28 protein-coding genes are annotated in these 25542 nt (G+C 61.8%); 20 read left to right on the top strand and 8 right to left on the bottom strand.

Annotated elements, in window-relative coordinates:
* Nucleotides 1-112: 112 nt before the first annotated feature.
* Entirely contained in the window at nucleotides 113-541 is a 429-nt protein-coding gene (locus AB4Z53_RS10255; protein WP_113535200.1) for an OsmC family protein, read from the top strand.
* An 86-nt stretch (nucleotides 542-627) separates the two neighbouring features.
* Here the strand turns inward: AB4Z53_RS10255 and AB4Z53_RS10250 are convergent, their stop codons facing one another.
* The 4 genes from AB4Z53_RS10250 to AB4Z53_RS10235 all read right to left on the bottom strand — a co-directional run bounded on the left by AB4Z53_RS10250 (nucleotide 628) and on the right by AB4Z53_RS10235 (nucleotide 3599).
* Nucleotides 628-1923: an MFS transporter gene (locus AB4Z53_RS10250; protein WP_441595729.1), complete on the bottom strand. Its 1296-nt coding sequence runs from the start codon at nucleotides 1921-1923 to the stop codon at nucleotides 628-630.
* Between the two features lie 116 nt (nucleotides 1924-2039).
* The gene (locus tag AB4Z53_RS10245; protein WP_441595728.1) at nucleotides 2040-2435 is read right to left on the bottom strand and encodes a MarR family winged helix-turn-helix transcriptional regulator; all 396 of its coding nucleotides are present in this window, start codon (nucleotides 2433-2435) and stop codon (nucleotides 2040-2042) included.
* Nucleotides 2436-2600: 165 nt separating this feature from the next.
* Complete coding sequence (locus AB4Z53_RS10240) at nucleotides 2601-3122, bottom strand: hypothetical protein (RefSeq protein ID WP_441595827.1); 522 nt, start codon at nucleotides 3120-3122, stop codon at nucleotides 2601-2603.
* A 51-nt stretch (nucleotides 3123-3173) separates the two neighbouring features.
* On the bottom strand, nucleotides 3174-3599 hold the full coding sequence (locus tag AB4Z53_RS10235; RefSeq protein WP_113535197.1) for an Lrp/AsnC family transcriptional regulator: 426 nt from the start codon (nucleotides 3597-3599) through the stop codon (nucleotides 3174-3176).
* 92 nt (nucleotides 3600-3691) lie between these two features.
* Here AB4Z53_RS10235 and AB4Z53_RS10230 point away from each other — a divergent pair, with 92 nt between their 5' ends.
* From AB4Z53_RS10230 to AB4Z53_RS10195, 8 genes are all read left to right on the top strand, one after another.
* Nucleotides 3692-4774 carry an ornithine cyclodeaminase gene (locus AB4Z53_RS10230; RefSeq protein ID WP_441595826.1) on the top strand — a complete coding sequence of 361 codons (1083 nt, stop codon included), beginning with the start codon at nucleotides 3692-3694 and terminating at the stop codon, nucleotides 4772-4774.
* 1 nt (nucleotide 4775) lies between these two features.
* Nucleotides 4776-5747 carry a citrulline utilization hydrolase CtlX gene (gene ctlX / locus AB4Z53_RS10225; RefSeq protein WP_441595727.1) on the top strand — a complete coding sequence of 324 codons (972 nt, stop codon included), beginning with the start codon at nucleotides 4776-4778 and terminating at the stop codon, nucleotides 5745-5747.
* Nucleotides 5748-5778: 31 nt separating this feature from the next.
* Nucleotides 5779-6582 (top strand): dimethylarginine dimethylaminohydrolase family protein, encoded by an 804-nt coding sequence (locus tag AB4Z53_RS10220; protein ID WP_043613513.1) that lies wholly within the window; start codon nucleotides 5779-5781, stop codon nucleotides 6580-6582.
* A 29-nt stretch (nucleotides 6583-6611) separates the two neighbouring features.
* A complete protein-coding gene (locus AB4Z53_RS10215) occupies nucleotides 6612-7412 on the top strand; it encodes a transporter substrate-binding domain-containing protein (RefSeq protein ID WP_441595726.1) in 801 nt (266 codons plus the stop codon).
* A gap of 169 nt (nucleotides 7413-7581) precedes the next feature.
* Nucleotides 7582-8295 (top strand): ABC transporter permease, encoded by a 714-nt coding sequence (locus AB4Z53_RS10210; protein WP_113535192.1) that lies wholly within the window; start codon nucleotides 7582-7584, stop codon nucleotides 8293-8295.
* Entirely contained in the window at nucleotides 8295-8996 is a 702-nt protein-coding gene (locus tag AB4Z53_RS10205) for an ABC transporter permease (RefSeq protein WP_441595725.1), read from the top strand. The genes AB4Z53_RS10210 and AB4Z53_RS10205 overlap by 1 nt, the downstream gene beginning before the upstream one ends.
* A gap of 36 nt (nucleotides 8997-9032) precedes the next feature.
* Nucleotides 9033-9797 carry an ABC transporter ATP-binding protein gene (locus AB4Z53_RS10200; RefSeq protein WP_113535190.1) on the top strand — a complete coding sequence of 255 codons (765 nt, stop codon included), beginning with the start codon at nucleotides 9033-9035 and terminating at the stop codon, nucleotides 9795-9797.
* Between the two features lie 10 nt (nucleotides 9798-9807).
* Nucleotides 9808-10959: a M20 aminoacylase family protein gene (locus tag AB4Z53_RS10195; protein WP_441595724.1), complete on the top strand. Its 1152-nt coding sequence runs from the start codon at nucleotides 9808-9810 to the stop codon at nucleotides 10957-10959.
* Nucleotides 10960-10985: 26 nt separating this feature from the next.
* Here AB4Z53_RS10195 and AB4Z53_RS10190 read toward each other — a convergent pair whose 3' ends face one another.
* On the bottom strand, nucleotides 10986-12362 hold the full coding sequence (locus AB4Z53_RS10190; RefSeq protein ID WP_441595723.1) for an FAD-containing oxidoreductase: 1377 nt from the start codon (nucleotides 12360-12362) through the stop codon (nucleotides 10986-10988).
* Nucleotides 12359-12826 (bottom strand): DUF4126 domain-containing protein, encoded by a 468-nt coding sequence (locus AB4Z53_RS10185; protein ID WP_441595722.1) that lies wholly within the window; start codon nucleotides 12824-12826, stop codon nucleotides 12359-12361. Before AB4Z53_RS10185 ends, AB4Z53_RS10190 begins: the two co-directional genes overlap by 4 nt.
* 331 nt (nucleotides 12827-13157) lie before the next feature.
* On the opposite strand from AB4Z53_RS10185, the gene osmF reads away from it, so the two are divergent.
* From osmF to AB4Z53_RS10135, 10 genes are all read left to right on the top strand, one after another.
* Nucleotides 13158-14069, top strand: coding sequence for a glycine betaine ABC transporter substrate-binding protein OsmF (gene osmF / locus AB4Z53_RS10180; protein WP_113535186.1), 912 nt, complete (start codon nucleotides 13158-13160; stop codon nucleotides 14067-14069).
* 101 nt (nucleotides 14070-14170) lie between these two features.
* Complete coding sequence (locus tag AB4Z53_RS10175) at nucleotides 14171-15337, top strand: ABC transporter permease (RefSeq protein WP_441595721.1); 1167 nt, start codon at nucleotides 14171-14173, stop codon at nucleotides 15335-15337.
* A complete protein-coding gene (locus tag AB4Z53_RS10170; protein ID WP_441595720.1) occupies nucleotides 15334-16272 on the top strand; it encodes an ABC transporter ATP-binding protein in 939 nt (312 codons plus the stop codon). The genes AB4Z53_RS10175 and AB4Z53_RS10170 overlap by 4 nt, the downstream gene beginning before the upstream one ends.
* Nucleotides 16272-17009 (top strand): ABC transporter permease, encoded by a 738-nt coding sequence (locus AB4Z53_RS10165; RefSeq protein ID WP_113535183.1) that lies wholly within the window; start codon nucleotides 16272-16274, stop codon nucleotides 17007-17009. Before AB4Z53_RS10170 ends, AB4Z53_RS10165 begins: the two co-directional genes overlap by 1 nt.
* A gap of 295 nt (nucleotides 17010-17304) precedes the next feature.
* Nucleotides 17305-18462, top strand: coding sequence for a Gfo/Idh/MocA family protein (locus AB4Z53_RS10160; protein WP_113535182.1), 1158 nt, complete (start codon nucleotides 17305-17307; stop codon nucleotides 18460-18462).
* A 12-nt stretch (nucleotides 18463-18474) separates the two neighbouring features.
* The gene (locus AB4Z53_RS10155; protein ID WP_113535181.1) at nucleotides 18475-19359 is read left to right on the top strand and encodes a carbohydrate ABC transporter permease; all 885 of its coding nucleotides are present in this window, start codon (nucleotides 18475-18477) and stop codon (nucleotides 19357-19359) included.
* Nucleotides 19356-20213, top strand: coding sequence for a carbohydrate ABC transporter permease (locus tag AB4Z53_RS10150; RefSeq protein WP_034799530.1), 858 nt, complete (start codon nucleotides 19356-19358; stop codon nucleotides 20211-20213). The genes AB4Z53_RS10155 and AB4Z53_RS10150 overlap by 4 nt, the downstream gene beginning before the upstream one ends.
* Nucleotides 20214-20251: 38 nt before the next feature.
* A complete protein-coding gene (locus AB4Z53_RS10145; protein ID WP_441595719.1) occupies nucleotides 20252-21481 on the top strand; it encodes an ABC transporter substrate-binding protein in 1230 nt (409 codons plus the stop codon).
* A 95-nt stretch (nucleotides 21482-21576) separates the two neighbouring features.
* The gene (locus tag AB4Z53_RS10140; protein ID WP_113535179.1) at nucleotides 21577-22710 is read left to right on the top strand and encodes an ABC transporter ATP-binding protein; all 1134 of its coding nucleotides are present in this window, start codon (nucleotides 21577-21579) and stop codon (nucleotides 22708-22710) included.
* Nucleotides 22711-22743: 33 nt separating this feature from the next.
* The gene (locus AB4Z53_RS10135) at nucleotides 22744-23007 is read left to right on the top strand and encodes a DUF1801 domain-containing protein (protein WP_441595825.1); all 264 of its coding nucleotides are present in this window, start codon (nucleotides 22744-22746) and stop codon (nucleotides 23005-23007) included.
* A gap of 31 nt (nucleotides 23008-23038) precedes the next feature.
* On the opposite strand, the gene AB4Z53_RS10130 is transcribed toward AB4Z53_RS10135, so the two are convergent.
* Together AB4Z53_RS10130 and AB4Z53_RS10125 are read right to left on the bottom strand one after the other, a co-directional pair.
* A complete protein-coding gene (locus tag AB4Z53_RS10130) occupies nucleotides 23039-24514 on the bottom strand; it encodes a M81 family metallopeptidase (protein WP_441595718.1) in 1476 nt (491 codons plus the stop codon).
* A gap of 31 nt (nucleotides 24515-24545) precedes the next feature.
* Nucleotides 24546-25037: a hypothetical protein gene (locus tag AB4Z53_RS10125; protein WP_113535177.1), complete on the bottom strand. Its 492-nt coding sequence runs from the start codon at nucleotides 25035-25037 to the stop codon at nucleotides 24546-24548.
* Between the two features lie 113 nt (nucleotides 25038-25150).
* Here AB4Z53_RS10125 and AB4Z53_RS10120 point away from each other — a divergent pair, with 113 nt between their 5' ends.
* Nucleotides 25151-25540 carry a RidA family protein gene (locus AB4Z53_RS10120; RefSeq protein ID WP_104665256.1) on the top strand — a complete coding sequence of 130 codons (390 nt, stop codon included), beginning with the start codon at nucleotides 25151-25153 and terminating at the stop codon, nucleotides 25538-25540.
* Nucleotides 25541-25542: the final 2 nt, after the last annotated feature.

Below are 25542 nucleotides of genomic sequence, written 5' to 3'. Positions count from 1 at the left end.
TCACCCTTGCGCCGATCAGAAAAAGGCGCACATATCAAACGCCCTGGGCCTTCCGGCCCGGGGCGACGTGTTTCTACTGATCGCTTTGATAAGTTCTGGGAAGGTATGCGAAATGGCGGATGTGAAGGTGAGAACGCGGGAAACCGGTGCGACGGCCGTCGTCGGCAAGACAGGTTTTCCGCATGTGACATCGGTGACCGGCGGTGAGCTCGATATCGTCACCGGCCCGTCGCAGCCCGGCTACGGCCCACTCGATCTGCTCTACGCATCGCTCGCGAGCTGCCTGGTGCTCAGCGCCCGGATCGCCGCCAGCCGCTACGGCGTACTCGACCGGCTGACGGAAGTGAGCGCCAAGGTGACCGGCGAGAAGGCCCATGACGAACCCTCCCGGGTTGCTAAGTTCATCATCGTCTTCGACATCAAGGGTGATTTCGACGACGCGGTCCGTCATGCGATCGCGGAAGCCGCCGAAAACGAGATCTGCACCGTCAGCAACACGATCCGGGGCAATCCGGAATTCGTGACCGAGGTCAATCACTGACGTTCGCCGGTCCCAATGTCCAACAGAAAGGGGGCGGGCTGCGATGGGCAGCCCGCCCCCTTTTTTAAGCAGCAGCGGTGATGAGCTCAGGCCGGCTGCGGCGCTAGCGCCTCCGGTTGGCGCCGACCGATGGTCAAGACCAGCAGGGCCGCCACGATGCAGAGCATTCCGGCGGCAAGCAACGCCGGGGTATAGGTTTCGAGCGACGTCCGGCTTGCGCCTGCGAGGAAGGTCGCGCTGGCAGCGCCGAGCTGATGACCGGTAAAAACCCAACCGAAGACGAGGCCTGCCCGTTCGGGACCGAAGCGTTCGGCCGAGAGCTTTACCGTCGGCGGTACCGTTGCGACCCAGTCCAGGCCGTAGAAAACCGCGAAGATCGACAGCGTGTAGATGTTGAAGCCGCTGAACGGCAGGAACATCAGCGACAGGCCGCGCAGGCCATAGAACCAGAAGAGCAGCCAGCGATTGTCGTAGCGATCGGAGAGCCAGCCGGAGCCGATGGTGCCGATGAGATCGAACACGCCGATCAACGCCAGAAGACTGGCTGCGGCGACGGCGGCAATACCCACGTCACCGCAGATCGAAACCCAATGGGTCTGGATCAGCCCGTTGGTGCTGAAGCCGCAGACGAAGAATGTGGCAAAGAGCACCCAGAAGGTGTTGGTCTTCGCAGCGTCGGCGAGTGCCCTGATCGGCGCCATCAGCAGGGCACCGAAGCTCTTTGCCTTCGGTGGTGCCGGTACCATCTGCTTGGAACCAAAGGGGGCGAGGCCGAGGTTACCGGGGCGATCCTGCATCAGCAACAGAACCAGCGTGAAAGCCACCAGCAGTATGACGATGATCAGCGTCAGGGCCGAGCGCCACCCGATCGTTTCGGTAAGGGAGGCGAGCAGCGGCAGGAACACCAGCTGACCGGTGGCATTGCTGGCGGTCATCAGTCCGACGACGAGGCCCCGTCGCTTATCGAACCAACGGGTTGCCACCGTCGCACCGAGGACGAGCGCAGTCATGCCGGTGCCGACACCGAGCACCACGCCCCAGATCGCGACCAGATGCCAGAGCTCCGCCATGTAGAATGAGGCGGCGATGCCGGATATGATCAGGATCAGCGCGGTGGAAACGACCGGGCGCACGCCGAAGTGGTTCATGAACGATGCCGCAAAGGGACCGAGCAGGCCGAAGAGGCAAAGACGGATCGCGAGCGCCAGCGAGATTTGGGCATTGGACCAGCCGAATTCGGTCTCAAGCGGTTTGATCAGCACGCCGGCCGAGCCCATGGCGCCGGCGGTCGACAGCATGACCAGGAAGGTGACGGCGGCCACCGCCCAGCCGTAATGGATATTGCGTCTGGCAAGATAACGCGCAAGCGCTGGACCGAACATCGTGGACTTCCTTTCGCCCGTATTGTTTGGGGAGCAGGTCCGGGCGCAATGCACATCGCCTTCCGCGCCTCGGGACTTCTTTCTTTCTGTGGTGGGCTATCAGCCGACCGCCTCGTCTAAAGTGCCTGCAGCAATTCCTTCAGCTTTGCGGTGTCTTCCACCCCGAGCTTCGCCTCGATCTTGTCCTGGGCGCCCTGCCAGAGCGGCGCCCCGTCCTGCAGGATGTTTCGACCATTTTCGGTCAGCTCGACGACAGCCTCCCTCTGGTCAGCGCCGGCGCCGGTTGCGACGAGATCCATGCCTTCCAGCACCTTGATGTTGCGGCTGACCGTTGAACGCTCTAGTTCGGTCTGGCGGCCGAGTTCGGTGATCGAGATCGGCTGGCCGCGTTCAATGTGCCGGAGCAGGCTGAACTGGGCGACATTGATGCCAATCGGTTCCAGAGCGTCGTCGTAGAGTGACGAAAGCTTGCGGGAGGCCTTGCGCAGGAGAATGCAATAGCAACGAGACATGAAGCGTGTATATGCACGCAAATCGATGACGTCAAGTATTCGAGGTGACCGGAGCCGCAGACGAGCGCCTTCACGGACGCCTGCGAAAACTTGATTCTCGTGAGGAGACGGCAGAAACGCGCCTGCGCGCCGCCCTAATGACAGGCTTGTCGAACTTGCCGAGCGTCAGTCGACGAACGGCTCGAGTTCCTTGTCGAACTCGACCTCGACGACATTGTTGAAGAGGGCGGTCGCGACCATGATGCCGGAGAAGGCGACGAGATCGACCAGCGCCTTGGCGTCGTAACGCGCCTTCAGCTCGGTCCAGATTTCCTCCGGGACGGCATTGCTGTCGGCGACGATGGCGCGACCGAAATCGATCAGCCGCTGTTCGTTCTCGCTCGGTACGACGCTGTGAAAATCGATGCCGGCATTGGCGAAGGCACGGCGGAAGAAGCCCATGGCAATAGGGGACTTCATGGCCTCGGAAATGGAATGGGAGAGGAACCAGATCTCCCGATCGTCGAGCGCTGGGCGCAATTCCTCGCGCAGCGTGAACCATTCGGCGTAGATGCGGTGTGCAACCGGCGAATGCAGCAGCGTGCGCTTCATGTTGGTCATGCGGCCACGCACGCGTACCTCCTCGTCATGGGCGGCGCGGATATCGTCGGAAGCGGTGTCGTAGTCGATCTGCGGGATATGGCTCATGGTCATGCCTGTCTTGGTCACGCGCAAGGTGCGCGAAAAGTGGTGGAAGCGTTAGACGGTGCTGAGCAGGATGCTCGTTTCGCTGTTCGAGACGCCTTCGACGTCGCGCACTTCGCGCAGGATGCGGTCGAAATCGCTGAGGCTGTTGGCGCGGATTTCAGCGACCAGATCCCAGCCGCCGTTGGTCGTATGAAGCGCGTAAAGTTCCGGTAGGCCGCGCAGGTATTTGATGACCTTGGTGGTGTTGCGGCCGCTGACTTCGATCATCATGATCGCACGGATGGCGCGATCGTCATAATCCTGCCGCACGCGCAGCGTGAAGCCCAGGACCGCGCCGCTTTCGAGCAGCCGGTCGATGCGCGTCTGCACGGTGGCGCGGGAGATACCGAGCACGGTGGCGATCTTGGAGTAGGGCGCGCGGCCGTCTTCTCGCAGGAGCGAGATGAGCTGGTGATCGAGTTCGTCGAAGATATGCATGAATATTGTATAGTACGACTGCGCAAATTGCTCAATAAGCTGTTGCAGATTAGGCAGGTTTAAAATTTCAACTCACTTCTTGCTTGCCTAGGCTGACTCCATCGAATTTCTCCGATGGAGTTTTTAACGTGGTTCAGTATGTCGGTGTCGGCAACGTAATCGAGCTGGTCAAATCGATCGGCATTGAGACGTTTCTTGTAGGTCTTGCGGAATATATCGAGGATGATTTCCGTCGGTGGAACGCATTCGAGAAAACCCCGCGGCTCGCCAGCCACTCGAAGACCGGCGTCATCGAACTGATGCCGACCTCGGACGGCGAGCACTACGGCTTCAAATACGTCAACGGCCACCCGAAGAACCCGAATGTGGGCCTGCAGACCGTGACCGCCTTCGGCGTTCTCTCCGATGTCAGCACGGGCTATCCCTGTCTCGTTTCCGAGATGACGATCATGACAGGTCTTCGCACGGCGGCCACGTCGGCGCTCGCGGCAAAGTACCTCGCTCGTCCCGACGCCCGCTCGATGGCGATCATCGGTCTCGGTGCCCAGTCGGAGTTCCAGGCGCTCGCCTTCCGCGCTCTGCTCGGCGTCAAGCGCCTGCAGGTCTTCGACATCGATTCAGAAGCCGCTGACAAGTTCTGCAACAACCTCGCCGATATGGACTTCGACATTGTCGTCGCCGCGACCGCCGAGGAAGCCGTATCAGGCGCCGACATCATCACGACCGTCACGGCCGACAAGCGCAACGCCACGATCCTCTCCGACAACATGGTCGGCGCCGGCGTGCACATCAATGCCGTCGGTGGCGACTGCCCCGGGAAGACGGAACTCCAAGGCGATATCCTGCGCCGCGCCGACGTTTTCGTCGAATACCCGGAACAGACCCGTATCGAAGGCGAGATCCAGCAGATGGCGCCGGACTTCCCGGTCACCGAACTCTGGCAGGTTATCACCGGCGAGGCCGAAGGCCGTCGCAGCAACGGACAGATCACCATCTTCGATTCCGTCGGTTTCGCGACGGAAGACTTCTCCGCGCTACGCTTCCTGCGCGACAAGATCCAGGGCACGGCGTTCTACACGGAACTCGACCTGACGACGCAGCCGGAGCACCCGCGCGATCTCTATGGTCTGTTCCGGCAACAGCCGGCACCCCCTGTCGAGCGGAGCGCTGCGTAACATGAAGAGACTGTCCGTACAGGCGCCGAAGGGCGTCGTGATGATCCGCCCGCACCATTTCGGCCCGAACCCGATGACGGCCAAGGACAACGCCTTCCAGGCAACCGATGCCGCACGGCAGCCGTCGGCAATCGCCAAGGCCGCCTTTGACGAAGTCAGCCGCATGGCTGACGGGCTCGCGGGCGCCGGCGTTGCCGTTCACCTCTTCGAAGACGAAACGACGACCCGTCCCGACTCTGTCTTCCCGAACAACTGGTTCTCGACCCATTCGGGCGGCCACGTCGCGATCTATCCGATGTACTCGGAAAGCCGCCAGAGCGAGCGCCGCTTCGACATCATCGAGATGCTGAAGAACGAGTATCGTGTTCAAGACGTGATCGACTATTCCGGTCTCGAAAAGGACGGCGTTTATCTGGAAGGCACCGGCGCCATGGTGCTCGACCATATCGGTCGTGTCGCCTATGCCGCCCGCTCCAACCGCACCAACGAAGTGGCGCTGGAACGCTTCTGCACCCACTTCAACTTCGAACCGATGATCTTCGGTGCGGTCGATCGCCAGGGCAATTCGATCTACCACACCAACGTGCTGATGTGCATCGGCACGGAGTTTGCGCTGATCGGTACAAGCATGATCCCGGATGCGGCGCGCCGCCAGGAAATCTGCGCGCGTCTCGAGGAAACCGGGCGCCAGGTCATCGATCTCACGCTCGACCAGATCGAGAACTTCGCCGGCAATGCCATCGAACTCGATGGTGCCGACGGCCGCGTCGTCGTCATATCCGCCCGTGCACTCGCCTCGCTCCGCGCGGATCAGGTCAAGGCGCTCGAAGCCTCTGCCCGTGTTCTCGCCTTCGACGTTCCGACCATCGAGCTCGCCGGCGGTTCCGTGCGTTGCATGCTGGCCGGGGTTCACTTGTCACGTCGGGAAAACGTGAACAAGCAACCGCTTTACGCCGCCATGTCCGATCGATAGAAGCACCTCATCCAAGCCAAAGGTACTACAAATGTCGCAGTCACGCCCCGTCTATCAGTTCAACAACATCATCGTCCGCACCCCGTCGAAGTCGGTCGTCAACGGCCTTCGCGCCGATGACCGCGGCAACCCCACCTTCGAAGGTGTGAAGGCCGAACACGATGCCTATATCGCGGCGATGAAGGACGCGGGCGTGAAGGTGACGGTCTTGCCAGCGCTCGAAGCCTTCCCGGACTCGATCTTCGTCGAAGATCCGGCGCTGGTCTTCACCGAAGGCGCGATCCTGCTGCGCCCGGGTGCCGAGACGCGCGTCAAGGAAACTCCGGAGATCGAACCGACGCTGCGCGCCATGTTCGAGACCGTGCTCGACCTGCCGGGCGAAGGCTTCGCCGATGGCGGCGACGTGCTGACCACACGCGAAAGCGTGATGATCGGCCTCTCGGCCCGCACCAACAAGGTTGGCGCCGAAGCCCTCCAGGCTTGCCTGACGAAGCTTGGCCGCAAGAGCGAGATCGTCGCGACGCCGGAAGGCGTGCTGCACTTCAAGACCGACTGCTCGCTGCTCGACGACGAGACCGTGCTTTCGACTGCGCGCCTCGCCAAGTCGGGTGCCTTCGAACGCTTCAAGCAGGTGATCATTCCTGAAGGCGAAGAGCCGGCGGCCAATGCGCTGCGCGTCAACGACGTCGTCATGGTCGGTTCCGACTTCCCGCGCACGATCGAGATGCTCGACAAGCTCGGTTACAAGGTCGTGCCGATGAAGACGACGGAGATCGGCAAGATCGACGCGGGTCTTTCCTGCATGTCGCTGCGCTGGTTCAGCAACACGCTCTGATCCGACGCAATCCCCGAGGAGGAACATTTATGAAGACGTTGAAGACCGCCCTGTTCGCAGGGATCGCCCTCTCCATGGCTGCTGGCAGCGCGCTGGCCGAGGACACGCTGCGGCTCGGCATGACGCCGGAGCCCTACATGCCGTTCACTCAGGTCAATGCCGGCGGCGAATGGGAGGGCCTCGAAGCCGACCTTTCTCGCGCGCTCTGCGAGAAGATGGCCGTGAAGTGCGAGATCAGCCAGATGGCCTGGGACGGCCTGATCCCGTCGCTGAAGGAGAAGAAGGTCGACTTCATCATCGGCGCCTTCTCGATCACCGACGAGCGCCGTCAGGTCGTCGACTTCTCGACGCCCTATTACACCGAAGGCACGTCTTTCGTCGGCTCCAAGGGTGATACGAGCGAGATCAAGACGACCGATGCTGCCGACGGCTCCGGCAAGATCATTGACCCTGCAAGCGTCGAGGGCAAGATCATCGGCGTCCAGACTTCGAGCGTACAGTCTGCCTACGTCGCCAAGTACCTGACGGGCGCCGAAGCCAAGAGCTACGACACCGCCGACAACTCGGTTGYCGACCTCATCGCCGGCCGCGTCGACTACGTGCTGATCCCCGACCTCTACATCCAGACGTTTCTGAAGACGCCTGAAGGTGCCGACTACGAGGTCAAGGTCGAAGTTCMGAAGAACGTCACGCTCGGTGAAGGTGTCGCCTATGCCGTGCGCAAGGGCGATGCGGCGACCCTCGAGAAGGTCAACGCCGGTCTTGCCGCCCTGGAAAAGGACGGCACGACTAAGTCGCTTGTCGACAAGTGGATCTTCGGCAAGAAGTAATCTGCACTTGAAGGGCGGCGGCCGGCTTGTTGCTTTGCCGCCGCCCTCGATCGCCAACCGGGCCGTAGCGCCGGGGCATTCTTGCAGCCATTGCGACGACGCCCTTGCCCGCCATGACAGGACGGGCGGCGCTCCGGGCTGGCAAAAAATCGGGAACAGGTAACGACGGATGGACTATTACTGGCAATTGCTTGCCTGGGGCGGCGAGGGCTGGGGCGACGATTTCGCCTGGGGCCTGGTGATGACCTTGCAGGTGTCCGTGGTCGCCTATGCGGTCGCGGTTCTCTTCGGCTTCTTGGGCGCTGCCGGCAAGCTGTCGAAGCACCGCTTCCCGCGGTTCCTTGCCGAAATCTACACGACCGTCGTCCGCTCCCTTCCCGAGCTGCTGGTCATTCTGCTTCTCTATTTCTCGGTCGCCAGCGGCGCCGAACGGCTCTTGAAACACTTCGGCCTGGTGGCTGAAACCTTCCAGTTCAGCTCTTTCTGGGCAGCAATCATCGCGCTTGCCTTCGTCTCCGGCGCCTTCATGACCGAAGTGCTGCGCTCTGCCTTCCTTTCCGTGCCTCCCGGCCAGATCGAGGCGGCGGTTTCGATCGGCATGCCCCGTCGCAAGGTCTTCATCCGCATCATCTTCCCGCAGATGATGCGTCATGCCGTACCGGGCATGGGCAATCTCTGGCTGTCGATCACCAAGGAAAGCGCCATCATCAGCGTGCTCGGCTCCTTCAGCGAGCTGCTCTACACCGGCTACAGGGCCGCTGCCGGCACCAAGCAGTACATCTTCTTCTACGGGCTGACGGCCATCCTGTTCCTGGCGATCACGCTCGTCTCCGTGCTGGTGATCGCCCAGATCGAACGCCGCCTCAACCGGGGGCACCACTGATGGATACGTTCTTCAACGTCATCGGCTTTCTGCCGGCGCTGATCAAGGCGACCCCGCTGACGCTGCTTTTGACAGCTGTCGCCGGCGTCTTCGGCCTCGTCATCGGCACGCTCGTGGCGCTTGCCCGGCTTTCCGGTCGCCGTGTGCTCTCGGTTCCGGCCTATGTCTTCACCTTCGCCTTCCGTGGCACGCCGCTGCTCGTGCAGATCTACCTGATCTATTACGGTCTCGGACAAATCCTGCCCGGCACCTGGGTGCGACACAGCTTCCTCTGGCCGTATCTGCGTGACGGCCTGTGGTATGCAATTTTCGCGCTCAGCCTCAACCAGGCATCCTATAATGCCGAGGTCATCCGTGGCGCGATCAAGGCGGTCCCGCGCGGCCAGATCGAAGCGGCGAAATCGATCGGCATGCGCTCGTTGATGATTCTCCGCCGCATCACCCTGCCGCAGGCGTTCCGCTCCTGCCTGCCGGTGCTGACGGGCGATCTGATCATCCTGTTGAAGACGACGTCTCTGGCCTCGACGATCACGATCCTTGAGGTCATGGGCACGGCCCGCATGCTGCAACGCCAGTCGCTTTTGATCTTTGAACCGTTGATCGCCGCCGGCATCATCTATTTCACTGTCGTCTTCATCCTGACGCGCATCATGGGTGTCGTCGAGAAGCGGCTCACCCGCTACCGCACGGCGAAGGCCTAAAGAGGAGGCGCGCCACGGCGCGCGAGAGGAACGAACATGGTCGCAACAGCGCTTTCGGTGAACAACATTCACAAGAGCTTCGGGTCGGTCGAGGTGCTCAAGGGCGTCTCCTTCGAGGCAAAGTCCGGCGATGTCATCTCGCTGATCGGCAGCAGCGGTTCGGGCAAGAGCACGTTGCTTCGCTGCATCAACTATCTTGAGACGCCGGACGAGGGCCAAATCTCCGTTTCGGGAGAGGTGATCCGCACCGTCAAGGGCAAGGACGGCAAATTTCATGCCGCCGACAAGCGGCAGCTCGAGCACATCCGCACTCGGCTCGGCATGGTGTTCCAGAGCTTCAATCTCTGGTCGCACAAGACCATCCTCGAAAACATCATCGAGGGGCCGATGCATGTGCTCGGCATGGCGAAGAAGGATGCGATCGGTGAGGCCGAACTGCTGATGGAAAAGGTCGGCATCACCCCGAAGCGCGATCACTATCCGAACCAGCTCTCCGGAGGCCAGCAGCAGCGCGCGGCAATCGCCCGGGCGCTGGCGATGAAGCCCGAGGTGATGCTCTTCGACGAGCCGACCTCGGCACTCGATCCGGAGCTCGTCAACGAGGTGCTGCTCGTCATCAAGAAGCTGGCCGAAGAGGGCCGCACGATGGTGATGGTCACCCATGAAATGTCACTCGCCCGTGATATCTCCAGCGAAGTGATCTTCCTGCACAAGGGGCTGGTCGAAGAGCGCGGCGCGCCAGCGCAGGTGATGCGCGACCCGCAATCGGCGCGTCTGCGCCAGTTCCTGCAGATGGCTTGAGGAGGCCCCGATGCGCGACGCCAAATTTTCCGAGTTCCTGCCTGAACTCGTCGATATCCGCCACAAGCTGCACGAGATGCCGGAGATCGGCCTTTCCGAGGTGAAGACTTCGGAGTTCGTTGCGGGCCTGCTGCAATCCTGGGGCTTCGAGGTTACCCGTGGTCTCGCGACAACCGGCATCGTCGCGACACTGAAGCGCGGCAACAGCAACCGCGCCATCGGCTTTCGCGCCGACATGGACGCGCTGCCGATGCAAGAGGAAACCGGTCTTGGCTACCAGAGCAAGCACTCGGGCGCGATGCATGCCTGCGGCCATGACGGTCACACCAGCATGCTGCTCGGCGCCGCCTGGGCACTGTCAAAGGACGAGAGCTTCAACGGCACGGTTCACCTGATCTTCCAGCCGGCCGAGGAAAACTTTGGCGGCGGCAAGCTGATGATCGAGGACGGTCTTTTCGAGCGCTTCCCCTGCGAGCGGGTCTATGCGCTCCACAACTGGCCGGGCCTTCCGGTCGGTCAGTTCTCCAGCCGCGCCGGTGCGATGGCCGCATCGATCGATGTGCTGACGTTGACCATCCGGGGCAAGGGCGGCCACGGCGCCCAGCCGGAGCTGACGGTCGATCCGGTTGTCGTCGGTTCCAGCGTGGTGATGGCGCTGCAGACGCTGGTGTCGCGCAACATCTCGCCACACCAACCGTCTGTTCTGACCGTCGGGTCGTTCCAGGCGGGTTCCGCCTCCAACATCATTCCCGATACGGCGGTGCTGGAAATCAGCATGCGCGCCATGGATCCTGTCGTCCGCAAGCAGCTTCAGGAGCGCGTCGAGCAGATCGCCCGCCTGCAGGCGGAAAGCTACAATGCAGAGGCCACCTTCGACTGGCAGGTCGGCTATCCCGCGACGATCAACGATGCCGAGGCGGTCGAAGACGCTCGGGCGGTGATCGCGGAGACTTTCGGCGCCGACGCTTATGTCGAATTGCCCGAGCCGCTGATGGGCAGCGAGGACTTCTCGTTCCTGCTCGAAAAGGTGCCGGGCGCTTATGTGCTGGTCGGCAACGGCGACAGCAGCGGCCTGCACACCACCCGCTACGATTTCAACGATGAAATCCTTGAGCGCGGTGCGATGTATTTCTACCACCTCGCACGCGCCGCGCTCGTCTAAGCACGAGGCTTCTCATGCCTGGCCGCTCAGGCGACCGGGTGCAGATCGCCGAAGACCGTGGGGATCAGTTCCGACACGGTCGGGTGGATGTGCACCGCGTGCGTGATCGTCGTGTAGGGCTTGCCGGCATACATGACGTCGAGGATGCTCTGCACCGCCTCGTCGCCGCCGGTGCCGAGGATAGAAGCGCCAAGGATCTGCTTGGTCTCAGCGTCGACGATCACCTTCATGAACCCCTCGGTCTCTCCCTTTTCGACCGCACGGCCGACACGGGTCATCGGTCGCGTGCCGACGAGCAGCTTGCGGCCGGACTTGCGCGCTTCGGTTTCCGTCATGCCGGCGCGGCCGAGCGGCGGATCGACGAAGAGTGCATAGGTCGAGATGCGGTCGCTGACTTTCCGAGCCTCGCCATCGAGCAGGTTTGCCGCGACGATCTCGAAGTCGTTATAGGCCGTGTGGGTGAAGGCGCCGCGGCCGTTGCAATCTCCCATGGCGAAAATGTGAGGCACGTTGGTCCTGAGCGTCTCGTCGACCTCGACATAGCCACGGGCGTCGGTCTTCACGCCGGCGCGATCCAGGCCGAGATCGTCCGTGTTCGGCCGGCGGCTGGTGGCGAGCAGCAGATGGGAGCCTGAAATTTCGGGCGCGCCGGCGGTGCAATCGACGCCAGCGACGACCTCATCTCCGCGGCTGGCAAAGCGGATGCATTCGGCATTGAGGCGAAACTGGATGCCTTCCTTTTCGAGGATGGCCAAAATGGCGTCCGAAACGTCCGCATCCTCGCGGCCGATCAGCCGCGGCCCCTTTTCGATGACGGTCACCTCAGAGCCGAAGCGGCGGAACATCTGCGCGAATTCGAGCCCGATATAGCTGCCGCCGACCACGATCAGGTGGCGGGGCAGGGTGTCGAGATCCATGATCGAGACATTGGTCAGATGAGGCACGTCCTCGACGCCCGGGAAATCCGGCGTCGCGGCACGCCCACCGACATTGAGGAAGATCTGATCGGCCGACAGCAGGTCTTCGCCGATGCGGATTTCATGCGAGCTTTCGAACCGGGCGTGGCCCTCAAAGACCGTGCAGTCCTTCATGCCCTTCAGCCAGCTTTCGACGTTCTTGCGCGATGTGAACCGCACCGTGTCCTTGCGCGCCATGACGCGCGCGAAATCGATGGTAACCGGCCCGGTCGTGACACCGTAGTCCGCGCCGCGCCGCGCCAGGTGCGCGGCATAGGCACTTGCAACCATCGCCTTGGTGGGCATGCAGCCGGTGTTGACGCAGGTACCGCCGAACAGCTTTCGCTCGACGATGGCGACGGACTTTCCCGCCGATGTCAGCCTGCCGGCCAGCGAAGGTCCTGCCTGGCCGGCCCCGATGATGATTGCGTCGAAATGTTTCTTCATGACACCGAGGACACCACCCAGAGTGCGAGGAGAATGGCGACAGCATCCTCGAGAAGGGCGATCGGCAGATCCCTGCCGCCGATGGCTCCAACGAGGCGCTTGCGAGCTTCATAGCCGCCGAGCGTTCCGATGACTGCACCGATGACGCCCGCAACCAGTCCGCCGAGCATAGCACCTCCGGCGGTGCCAAGCACGGCTCCGCAGAAACCGCCGCTGACGACACGGGCGCCGAACTGCTGCGGAACCTTGCGGCTCGGCGTGCTCGGCAACTGGTCGCCGACGAACTCTACGAGCGCCAAAAGGCCGAAAATGTAGGGCGTGAACCGGAAGCCCATGAAGGCGGCCCAGGTACCGCTGAGCGGTAACCAGCCGGCCGCAGCGCCAATGCTGACATCGGCAGGTGCAGTCATGGTTCGCAGGCCGGCGACCACGCCGATAAGCAGCGCGAGAAGATAGATCGACATGAATTCCCCGAACGTTCGCCGGGCGAACCCGCCACCAGCCCCCAAGCGGTCGGGTCGAGCGGCATCGCAACCAAGAATGAACGTAGATGTTCTGGCGGGCCTTATTCAAGGTGGCCGACAACGCGACCGATTGCAACGCTCAATCGCTCGTCGCCGAATACGATAGTCTATGTTTTCGATGGCGTTAGTGGCCGATGAAATTTTTCGCCCGCCACAGTCTCTGCGTGCAACCCTATTTTTTGCCGGGGGCTGACATATATGGAATGGCTTGCCCCGACGCGGCGGACATTCCGTGATCAAACTTGCGGATCGAAATTCGAGGGAGAAACCCATGCGCCTGACCAGACTGCTTATCGGAACTGCCATCGCTTTCACGTTGACCGCTGCCACGGCCAGTGCCGATGTGGTCGTCTCCTCGAAGATCGATACCGAAGGCGGCGTGCTCGGCAACATCATTCTGGCCGTGCTCAATGCCAACAACATCAAGACGGTAGATCGCGTCCAGCTCGGTGCGACGCCGGTCGTGCGCAAGGCGATCACCGCCGGCGAAATTGATATCTATCCGGAGTACACCGGCAACGCCGCGTTCTTCTTCGAGAAGGCCGACGATCCGGTCTGGAAGGACGCCGCCAAGGGTTACGAGACCGCCAAGAAGCTCGACTACGACGCCAACAAGATCGTCTGGCTGACGCCGTCGCCGGCCAACAACACCTGGGCGATCGGGCTGCGCAAGGAAGTGGCGGACGAAAACAAGCTGAAGACGCTCAGCGACTTCGGCAAATATGTCGCCGGTGGCGGCAAGGTCGTGCTGGCCGCCTCGTCCGAATTCGTGAACTCGGCCGCGGCATTGCCGGCGTTTCAGACCACCTACGGCTTCACCTTGAAGCAGGAACAGCTGATCACGCTCTCCGGTGGTGACACTGCGGCGACAATCGCTGCGGCGGCCAACCAGACGAACGGCGCGAATGCGGCCATGGTCTATGGCACGGACGGCGGCATCGCGCCTTCGGGTCTTGTCGTGCTGGAAGATGACAAGGCCGTACAGCCTGTCTACCAGCCGGCCCCGATCATCCGCGAGGCCGTGCTCAAGGAAAATCCTAAGATCGAGGAACTGCTGAAACCGGTGTTCGAGAAGCTCGATCTCGTGACGCTCCAGGACCTGAACGGTCGCGTCCAGGTCGGCGGCGAACCGGCCAAGGCGGTTGCCGAAGACTTCCTGAAGAAGAACGGCTTCCTGAAATAAGTTGACCGGTTACCGGGACGCTGGTCCGATGGCCGGCGTCCCGGGGCATGCCTGCAGGTGCCGAAGTCGCGCCGGCACAGGCGGGGAGGGAATGTGATTTGATGCAACTCCGCTTTGACAAGCTCGGAGCGATCATCGCGGTTTTGGTGTTTGGCGGTGCCTTCATCGCGCCTTTTGCAACGTTTCGCGCCAATCGCATCGTCGCCGGCGAGGCAAAGACGATCATAGAGTCCCTGCCACAGCCGTGGGGCGTGGCGGTCCTGCTGGTCATCCTTGCAGGCGCCGTCTTGGCAGCCGTGCGCTCGCCGGTGCTCCTGCGCCTGGTCGCGGCTTTCGTGGCGCTTGCGGTGCTGGCGCTCGGCATCGGTGTCGCTGCCAGCCACCTGACGCCCGAAGCCAACACCTACGCTCGGGTTTCTCCGGCCTCCGGCTTCTGGGTCATGCTCTTCGCCTTCGGGCTCCTTGCCGCCGATGCGCTGACGCGATTGCGCCCGGCGCCGTTCGTGCGCGTCGTTGTGCTCGTCGCCGTGCTCGCTTTTGTCGGCATCCTGTTGCTCTCCGGCAGCTGGGACGGCCTTTCCATCCTGAAGGAATATTCGAGCCGGGTGGACACGTTCTGGGCGGAAGCGCGCAAGCACGTGACCTTGGCGCTTGGCTCGCTCGTGGCCGCAACCATCGTCGGCATTCCGCTCGGTATCCTCTGCCATCGCGTCACGCGGCTGCGTGATGGTTTGTTGGGTGTCCTGAACGCGATCCAGACGATCCCGTCGATCGCACTGTTCGGCATCCTCATTGCGCCGCTTGGCTGGATTGCCGCCAATGTGCCCGGCGCAGCCACGATCGGCATTCGCGGCATCGGCGTTGCGCCGGCCTTTGTCGCGCTGTTCCTCTATTCGCTCCTGCCGGTGGTTGCCAACACCGTCGTCGGGCTGGCCGGTGTTCCGCGGGACGCGAATGACGCTGCCCGCGGCATCGGTATGACCGATTGGCAGCGGCTGGTCGGCGTCGAGTTTCCGCTGGCCTTTCCGGTGATCCTCACGGGTATCCGCATCGTGCTCGTGCAGAATATCGGCCTGGCGACGATTGCGGCGCTGATCGGCGGCGGCGGCTTCGGCGTCTTCGTCTTCCAGGGCGTCGGACAGACCGCGATGGATCTCGTTCTGCTTGGCGCTGTACCGACCGTTGTGCTGGCATTTGCCGCGGCGATCGTGCTCGACGCGATGATCGAGATGGCCACACCCAACAACAGACAGGCAGAAGCCGCATGATCGAGATCGAGAACATCACCAAGCGCTATGGCGATACGGCTGTCGTCGACGACGTCAGCCTGACGATCGCGCCGCGCACGGTCACCGTCATCGTCGGCACCTCCGGTTCCGGCAAGACGACGCTGCTGCGCATGGTCAACCGGTTGGTGGAACCGACATCGGGTACGATCCGTCTCGACGGCGAGGATAACCGGTCGCTACCGGGCTACGAGCTTCGCCGGCGGATCGGCTATGCCATCCAGGGCCATGGCCTGTTCCCGCACCGAACCGTCGCCCAGAACATTGCCACGGTTCCGACGCTGCTCGGCTGGGAGCGTGCGCGCATCGATGCCAAGGTGGATGAGCTTCTGAAGTTGTTCCAGCTCGATCCGGCCGCCTTTGGTCCACGCTTTCCGCACGAGCTTTCCGGCGGTCAGCAGCAGCGCGTCGGCGTCGCCCGGGCACTCGCGGCCGAGCCGAAGGTCTTGCTGATGGACGAGCCCTTCGGCGCGCTCGATCCGATCATTCGCGCCAAAGCCCAGGACGATCTGCTCGCGATCCAGAAGCATTTCGAGACGACGATCATTCTCGTGACCCATGACATGGAAGAGGCTTTCCAGCTCGCGGACCGCATTGCCGTCATGGACAAGGGCAAGGTGGTGCAATATGCGACGCCCGCCGAAATGCTGCTGAAACCTGCGACCCCCTTCGTCGAAAGCCTGATCGGGCTCGGCGAGCGGCCCTATCGCCTGCTTGCGATCGAGCCGGTCTCAAGCGCTGTCGAGCCGGGGGCAGCGGAGGGGGCCGCGATTTCGAGCACGCTCAGCCAGAGGGAGGCGCTGGCCGAACTCCTCTGGTCCGGCCGGAGCGCGCTGCCCGTTGCCGGTCCGGACGGTGCACTCATCGGCAAGGTTAGCCTCGTGGGGCTGGCGAAACGCGCGGCCGGGCCAGCCTGATGCCGAAATTCTCCAGCCTTCTTCGCCTCGCGGTATTTCTGGTTCTGATCGCCTTCCTGCTGCAGCCGCAATGGTTCGAGCCACTGCTGCGGCCGCTGGTTCAGGAAAATGCACCTGTGATCTACAATCAAGGCAGCCTGTTGCAGCTGACCCTGTTGCACCTGCGCACCGTCGCCGTTGCGGTGGCCGCTGCTGCACTGGTTGCTCTCGCCCTGGCAATATTGGTGACGCGCGAATCCGGGGCCGAATTTCTGCCGCTGTCGCGCAGCCTGGTGAATATCGGCCAGACCTTTCCGCCGGTCGCCGTGTTGGCACTTGCCGTTCCCATTTTCGGCTTTGGCGAGAAGCCGACGCTGATCGCGCTTTTTCTCTATGGCCTGCTGCCGATCTTCGAGAATGCGCTGACGGGGCTGACGACATTGCCACCCTCCGTCATGGAGGCGGCGCGCGGCGCCGGCATGACAAGTGGCCAACGCCTCCTGAAGGTGGAGTTGCCGCTGGCGATGCCGGTGATCCTCGCCGGTATCCGGCTTTCGGTGGTCATCAGCCTGGCAACCGCGACGATCGGATCGACGGTCGCGGCGAAAACGCTTGGCGAGGTCATTATCGCCGGCCTGCAATCGAACAACCTTTCCTTCGTCGTCCAGGGCGGCCTGATCGTTGCGACACTTGCCGTGCTGCTGCACGACGGATTGCAGGCGGCTGAAAGAAAACTCGCCGCTCGAATGGGCCGCTAAAGGCGCTGATTGATCCGTCGCCAAGGTCGCGCGACGGTCGTCTCAACCAAAATCGAAGCATGCATGAAGGCCACGCAACGTGCAGTGGTCTGGACCGCTTTCTGCCTGCCGTAGAGTTGCGGTTCACTCACTCTCTTTGGTTGTCCGTGAAATGCCTGCTTTCTCGGCACGTGCCTTCAGCATGAAAATGAATTTCACAATTTTACAAAATATGCGGATTTGGGTTGACGCCCTGAAAAAACTGTCCCAGTCTGCGAAAATAAATTACGCCAAAAGGCAGGGGAACAGGACGAGCATGAAAGTCGGTATCATCGGACTCGGATTCCGTTTGGGTTATCTCGGCTATGTCTTCAAGGCCATGGACGAGAGCTTCGAGATCGCCGGCTACGTCGATCCGAACCCGGCTGGTCTGCCCACGCTCACCGAAAAGGGCATCTCGCCTGGCAAGGCATATGCGACCCCCGAAGAGCTGATCGCCAACGAGAAGCTCGATCTCCTGATGATAGGCTCGCCGAACCACATGCATCTCGACCATATTCGTATCGGTCTTGAGGCTGGTCTCAAGGTTTTCAGCGAAAAGCCGATCGTGACGACGGTGCAGGAGAGCCTGGAGCTTGCGGCGCTGATGGCGAAGTTCGGTCATGAGCGTCTGATGGTCGGCCTCGTGCTGCGCTATGCGCCGATGTATCGCGACCTGCGTGCGGCGCTTGCCGAAGGCAAGCTTGGGCAGGTAGTCTCGATCGAGGCTTCCGAGCACATCGAACCCTATCATGGCGCCTTCTTCATGCGCGATTGGCGCCGTTATGAGCGCTATTCCGGCAGCTTCATGCTGGAAAAATGCTGCCACGACCTCGATCTCTATAACGGCGTCGTTGGCGCCCGCCCGGAGAGGGTGGCAAGCTTCGGCGGCCGCAAGAGCTTCATCCCTGCCAACGACCCGGCCCGCGAAGGCATCAACGACCTGGAACTCTTCCACCGCAAGCCGAGCGGCTGGATGGGCTCGGACAAGGTCTTCGACAGTGACGGCGACATCATCGACTACCAAGTGGCGATCGTCGAATATGCCAACGGCGTCGGGATGAACTTCCACACCAATCTCAACGTGCCGGACCAGTTCCGCCGCTTCTGTATCATGGGATCGCGTGGCATGGCCGAGGGCGACTTCATCCGCGGCTATTTCGACGTGCACGAGATGCTGACCGGCAAGAAGGTCATCGAGAACAAGTACGCCGCTACGGAACTGTCGCAGCACTACGGCGCCGACGAGCAGATGGCGACCGACATCATCGGCCACGTCCGTGACGGCCGGCCGCTGCCGGTCTCGACGCTGGATGCGCTTGAAGCGGGCATCCTTGCCCTTTCGATGGACGAGGCGCGGCGCAAGAAGAGCGTGATAGATCTGCGGCCCATCTGGGACCGTTTCGACGAAGCCCTGCATTCCCGCGCAGCGTAAGGGAGGCGCGGGATGAGTGTTCAACGCAGCACGGTCATCTTCGCCTGGATCCTGCTTCTTCCTGCTGTCCTTTACGTCACGGTGATCGTCGCCTATCCGCTGGTCGACACCTTCATCCTGTCGTTTACGGATGCGTCGCTGAAGAAGACGACCAACTGGGTCGGCTGGACCAACTACAACAAGATCTTCAACGAGACCTTCGCGGAAGTCATCTTCCGGACCTTCATCTGGACCTTCTTCTCGGTCTCGATCAAGATGATCATCGGCGTCTTCGGCGCAACGATGCTGAATGCGGCCGTACCGGGCCGGGCGCTCTTCCGTCTCCTCACCATGCCGCCATGGATCGTGCCGATGGCAATCGGCATCTTCATGTGGGGCTGGATGTACAACGGCCAGTTCGGCATGATCTCGGGCGTGCTGCAGAACCTCGGCCTCAGCAATGGACCGATCGCTTTCCTGGCGCGGGGCGAAACCGCGTTCTGGGCGACGATCGTCACGGACGTGTGGATTGGTGTGCCGCTGGTGACGCTCTATATGCTGGCGGCCATGCAGGCGATCCCGCAGGATCTCTATGAGGCGGCCTGGACCGATGGGGCCGGGCGTTTCTATCGGTTCCGCCGCATCACGCTGCCGCTGCTCGTGCCGTCGCTGATCACCATGTCGATGCTGTCGCTGATCGCGACCTTCAACTCATTCGACATCATCTGGATCCTCACCCAGGGCGGTCCCAACGGTGAGACCACCACGATGATCATCGACACCTATCGCACCGCGATCGGGTCGAAGAAATATGGCGAAGGGGCAGCGCGCGCCGTGCTGATCTGCATCTTCCTGTCGATCTTCTGCTTTGCCTATTTCCGGGTCACCAGCCGTCTTTCTCAGGGGGAACAGAAATGAGCCAGCCTGCCCTGATCAACCGTTACCGCTGGTACGAGCTTGTCGGCATCTATGCCGGTATATTCGTCTTCCTGTGCTTCATCCTGGCGCCCTTCGTCGAGGGCTTCCTGGTGTCGCTGAAGCCGCTCGGGCTGCTGTTCTCGTCACCTTATCGCTTCTGGCCGGAAAACGGCTCGTTTGCCGCCTACTTTACGATGTGGGAGAGCGTGCCGGGCTTTGCCCGCTACATCTTCAATTCCTTCTTCATCTCCACCATCGTCACGGCCATCGTGCTGGTGCTCGTCATTCCTGCGGCCTACGCCTTTGCCCGCTTCAACTTCCGTGGCGCCGGTGTGCTCCTGGGCGCATTCCTTGCGGTCAACATGTTTTCGGGCGCCGTACTGCTGATCCCGCTCTTCCGGCTGATGCGCACCTTCGGCGTGCTCAACACCTATCTCGCCATGATCGTGCCGGGCGTCGCCTTCCTGATCCCGTCTGCGATCTGGCTCTTGCGCACCTACATGATGCGCATCCCGCGCGAACTGGACGAGGCCGCTTTCGTCGACGGCGCCAGCCACTTCTATACATTGCGCCGGGTGATCCTGCCGATCGCCATGCCTGGCATTACCGTGGTGGCCATCACCACCTTCATCGGCGCCTATGCCCAGCAGTTCATCTACGCGCTGACCTTCAATTCCAAGAGCGAATACATGCCGCTTCCCGTCGGGCTGTTTGCCTATTTCGGACGCCAGGAGGTGGTCTGGAACGAACTGATGGCGGCAAGCTTCGTCGGCATCGCGCCGGCCGTGGTCGTGATCTTCCTCTTGCAACGCTATCTCGTCAGCGGGCTGACCGCGGGCGCGGTGAAACAATAAGACTTAAGTCAACCACCAGAGAACGGGAGCATAAAAACGTGTCTATTCAATTCAAGACGGGGGTGCTCGCCCTTGCCCTGCTCGGCTCGACCGCGCTCGGCGCCGTGACCGCCAAGGCGGCCGACCAGGAGATCAGCTGGATCTACTGCGGCGACACCATGGATGCGGTCCACCAGAAATACATCAAGCAGTGGGAAGAGAAGAACCCGGGCTGGAAGGTAACGCCGGAAGTCGTCGGCTGGGCCCAGTGCCAGGACAAGGCAACGACCCTTGCTGCTGCCGGCACGCCGGTCGCCATGGCCTATGTCGGCTCGCGCACGCTGAAGGAATTCGCCCAGAACGATCTCATCGTTCCTGTACCGATGACGGACGAGGAAAAGAAGACGTACTATCCCAACATCGTCGATACCGTGACCTTCGACGACAACCAGTGGGGCGTTCCGATCGCGTTCTCGACCAAGGCGCTCTATTGGAACAAGGACCTGTTCAAGCAGGCCGGTCTCGATCCGGAAAAGCCGCCGAAAACCTGGGCTGAGGAAATCGAATTCGCCAAGACGATCAAGGAAAAGACCGGCATTGCCGGTTACGGCCTGCCGGCGAAGACCTTCGACAACACCATGCACCAGTTCATGCACTGGGTGTACACCAACAACGGTAAGGTCATCGACGGCGACAAGATCGTCATCGACAGCCCGCAGGTGCTTGCTGCGCTGCAGGCTTACAAGGACATCACGCCTTTCTCGGTCGAAGGCGCCACCGCCTACGAACAGAACGAAATCCGCGCCATCTTCCTCGACGGCAAGGTCGGCATGATCCAGGCGGGCTCGGGTGCGGCGACGCGCCTGAAGGAAACCAAGGTCAACTGGGGTGTGGCACCGCTGCCGCTCGGTCCCGAAGCCAAGGGCGAGGGCACACTGCTCATCACCGACAGCCTCGCGATCTTCAAGRGTTCGGGCGTCGAGGAGAAGGCGATCGAATTTGCCAAGTTCATCACCTCGCCGGGCCCGCAGGGCGAATACGAGCTTCAGGGGGGCGCCGGCCTGACGCCGCTTCGTCCGTCGCCGATGGTCGATGAATTCGTCAAGAAGGATCCCTACTGGAAGCCGTTCATCGATGGCATCACCTACGGTGGTCCCGAGCCGCTCTTTACCGACTACAAGGGCTTCCAGAATGTCATCATCGAGATGGTCCAGTCGGTTGTGACCGGCAAGGCCGAGCCGGCCGACGCCTTGAAGAAGGCGGCTTCCAGCCTCGAAGAGTACAAGTAAGGCCACCGGGGTCGCGCGCCGACAAGATCGGTTCGCGGCCCCACCTAACTCTGCTATAAATGAGCCGCTTCTCGCCGGTGGCCGGAGACAGTTTTTTGGGACAGCTCAATCTCAATCGGATTCAGAAATTCTACGGGAATTTCGAGGTGCTGAAGGGCATCGATCTCGAAGTCAGGAACGGTGAGTTCGTCGTTTTCGTCGGACCCTCCGGTTGCGGCAAGTCGACCTTGCTCAGGATGATAGCCGGTCTCGACGAGACCAGCTCAGGGGACATCCTGATCGACGGCAAGCGCGTCAACGACCTGCCGCCGGTCAAGCGTGGTATCGCGATGGTCTTCCAGTCCTACGCGCTCTATCCGCACATGAGCGTCTTCGAGAACATCGCCTTTCCGCTTCGCGTGGAAAAAATGGCCGAAGAGAAGCTGAAGGCCAAGGTGGAGCATGCCGCGCGCATTCTGCACCTTGATCAGCGCCTGCAGCAAAAGCCCGGGATGCTTTCCGGCGGCCAGCGCCAGCGTGTTGCGATCGGGCGTGCGATCGTGCGCGAACCGAAGATCTTCCTCTTCGACGAGCCTTTGTCGAACCTCGACGCCGCACTCCGGGCGGACATGCGCATCGAATTGGCGAAACTGCACCGGCAATTGAAGGCAACGATGATCTACGTCACGCACGACCAAGTCGAGGCGATGACGATGGCGGACCGGATCGTCGTCCTCAATGCCGGGCAGATTGCCCAGACGGGCGCGCCGCTCGAACTCTATCACAAACCTGCCAATACCTTCGTTGCCGGCTTCATCGGCAATCCGAAGATGAACTTCCTCCCGGTTACCTGCAAGGGCGTCAGCGATGCCGGCGTCGAGGTCGACTACAAGGGGCAGACGGTGACCATCCCCGTTACGTCGCAACCCGGTCTCGTCGGGCGGACGTTGACGCTCGGAGTGCGGCCGGAGCACATCACGCTCGGAACCGGAGATCTGAACCTCAAGGTGACACCAACGGTGATCGAGCGTCTCGGCGCCCATACGGTCGCCTATGCGGCAATCGGCGGGGAAGGTGAAAACTTCTGCGCCATGTTGCCGGGAACGGCGGCGATCCGGCCGGAGGAGATGATCCAGACCGGCATTCAGGTTGCCGATTGCCACCTGTTCGACGAAGCGGGCATCGCGCTTGAACGTCGGGTGGAATTGACCGACATCGACATCGGCGTGCTCGATCCGGCAGCCGCCTGACGGGCGAGTAAACCAGGGTAGTGGTCGCCGCCCATTGTCGGCTGGCGGCCGCTCTTTGCCGTCGCGACTGTATGGCGGGATCCTGCTTTCGTCGAAGGACAACTTTTGCGGCGTCTTCTCCGATGTCACCATGTGACACTGGAGTTCAGCCGGGGCGCCGCCTTGCCCGACCCGCATTCCGTTCTGGAGGACACAGGCAAGCGCCGTCGCCATATCAAGGTCCTGCGCCCGGCGGACATCGATGCGAAGCACGTCGCGCGGTACATCAAGATGGCCCGCCAGGCGGTAGATGGGTGAATTTTTGGTCGTGCCCGACCGGAAGCAACGGTCAGGCCGCGCCCTTCGCCGTCCCGTGCGGATTGTCGACCTTCGGCCAGATGTCTTTAGGCGCGCGTTTGTAGTCAGTTCTGGCCGGGTTGTTCGGGTAAGGGGTGCCCGCCGAGCAGTAGAGGATTTCTGACGCAATCTTAGAGAACGACGCGTAGAAGTGGTTGGTCGACTTGATGACCAGGATCTTCTTTTGGGTCGGGTCGATGCCCATTACCGAGAAGAGGCTTGGGTCGAAGCTCTGCGCGCGGGTCGAGTTCAAGATAATGTCGATCCCGTCGAAAAGAACGTGAGCGGCGTCGCCAAACGGGGCGAAACTCTCGCCGAAGCGCATCTCGGCGTCACGTACCAGCTTGACCACCTTGACCGTGCCGTCGACCGGATTGCCGGTTCCGGGCGCCGACTTGGCGCCGAAGCGCAAGGGGATCTCTGCGCCTTCGCCGGCTGCCATGCAGATCTGTACCGCCATTGGGTCCCAGATCGTTCCGACTGCGACGTCGGTTGCGCCACGCGCCAGAAGCTCTTCGAGCAGCACCGTTGCGTCGCCGGCGGTGCCGCCGCCCGGATTGTCCCAGACATCGGCGATCACGACAGGCCCCACAGTCGCAGCGAGCGCTTCGTCAACGGCCTGCTTTTCGTCGATCTGCGGCATGATGAACGTGCCGCGGTGTGAGAAGAGCTCGAGGCCCAATTCCCGAGCGAGGCTTGCACCCTTCTCGGGCTTGCCATTGGTGACGGCGAGCAGCTTCGTTCCCATTTCCGGAACGTCGCCGGCCATGAAGCCATGGATGACGGAGAGCGAAAGCACATCCGCATCTTCCTTCTCGATGCGCATGAGCTTGTCGACGAAGGAGCGCATCGGATCGCGCGAGGTCGGGTAGACATCGATCATGCGGCAGTCGAAGATCGACATGACGGGCGTGACGCGCCCTTCGAGCGTATCGACGGCGATGCGCCAGAGATCTTCGCCGCGGTCGACGAAGTCGGTATGCGGAAATTCCTTGAAGTAGACGAAGAAGTTCGACGCGGCAGCGCGCTTGGCCGTCAGGTGGCTGTGAGGGTCGAGTTCGGCGCAGACGAGGATATCGGGGCCGACGATCTCGCGCACGCGCGTGAGCAGGTCGCCCTCGGGGTCTTCGTAGCCGTCGGCGACCATGGCGCCGTGCAAGCCGAGCACCACGGCATCGACGGGCATGGCAGCGCGCAGTTGACCGAGGATTTCGTCGCGCAGGCTCTCATAGGTCTCCCGGTTGACGAGGCCGGCGGGATCCGCCCAGGTGGCGGTTCCTTCGATCAGCTCCCAGCCCTTCTCAGCGCAGACTTGCCGGCCGACGGTGATCGGTGCCGTACAAAGCGTCGGCGTTTCCGGGTGTTCTCCCGGCGGTGCGTAGAGCGAGGCTTCGAAGGCCCGGCGGTCGATGCAGATCGGGGAGAAGGTGTTGGTCTCGGTCGCAAGCGCCGCTGTGAAGATCCGCAAAGCCTTTTGCCTTTTTAATGTCGCGTCGCGCTCAAGCCGGACCCATCGGGTTCGGCAGGTAACCGGTGAAGCCGGCAATCTTCCAGCGACCCTCATGCAGGCGGCAGTAATAGACCGTCTGCCACTTCAGGATGTCCACGCTTCCGTCGGACTTTTTCAGGCTGCCGTCGAACTTCTTGCGTGCCAGCGCCTGGTCGCCGTTGATCTCAATGTCTTCGAGCGTCGTGGTCGTGAAGATCGCGGTGCGTGGGTCTTCGGCAAAGCTCTGACCGGCGAAATCCTGCGCCTGGCGCAGCCACTCGTCGCGATAGGCTGCAAGCGACGGGAAGGTCAGCCGCCAATTGTCGGGATTGGTTTCGCGCCGGCCGTCGATGCCGATGAAGCTGTCCTCCACGAAATCGCCTGACACCATCGACCAGTCGGCCGCCAGAAAAGCGGTGATGTCACGAGAGACAAGCATCTCCCAGATCGAGTGGCGAGCAGCATCGGAGGAGGGGAATGGATTGACGAAAGGATCCCGCATATTCGCGCCCTGGATTGAAATTCTTTTCATGAACGGTGTTTTTCGCTGGTCAAATTCAGCTTTCTATGGTCACTTGTCAACGATCAAAGAAAATAATTTGCACGAAGGCTGACATGACCATCAAGAGATATGGTGCGGAACAGGTTGGCGCTGGTGGTAAGCCCTTGCCGTTTGCGCGCGCCGTCGAGGCTGACGGCTGGCTCTATGTTTCCGGCCAGGTCGCCATGGAAAACGGCGAGATCATCGAGGGCGGGATCATCCCGCAGACCCACAAGACGATCGCCAACGTGCTGGCCATCCTGACTGAAGCCGGCTACGGTCCGGAGCATGTGGTTCGTTGCGGCGTCTGGCTCGACGACCCGCGGGATTTCTGGACTTTCAACAAGATCTACCAGGAGTATTTCGGTGCTCATCCGCCGGCGCGGGCCTGCGTCCAGTCGTCGATGATGGTCGATTGCAAGGTCGAGATCGACTGCGTCGCCTATAAGCCGAAGGAAGGTTGATC

The sequence above is a fragment of the Ensifer sp. 2TAB8 genome, assembly GCF_052115125.1.
Taxonomy (GTDB): Bacteria; Pseudomonadota; Alphaproteobacteria; order Rhizobiales; family Rhizobiaceae; genus Ensifer.
Note: the sequence above shows the minus strand (reverse complement) of the source record. Positions and strands in the feature narration are given on the sequence as shown.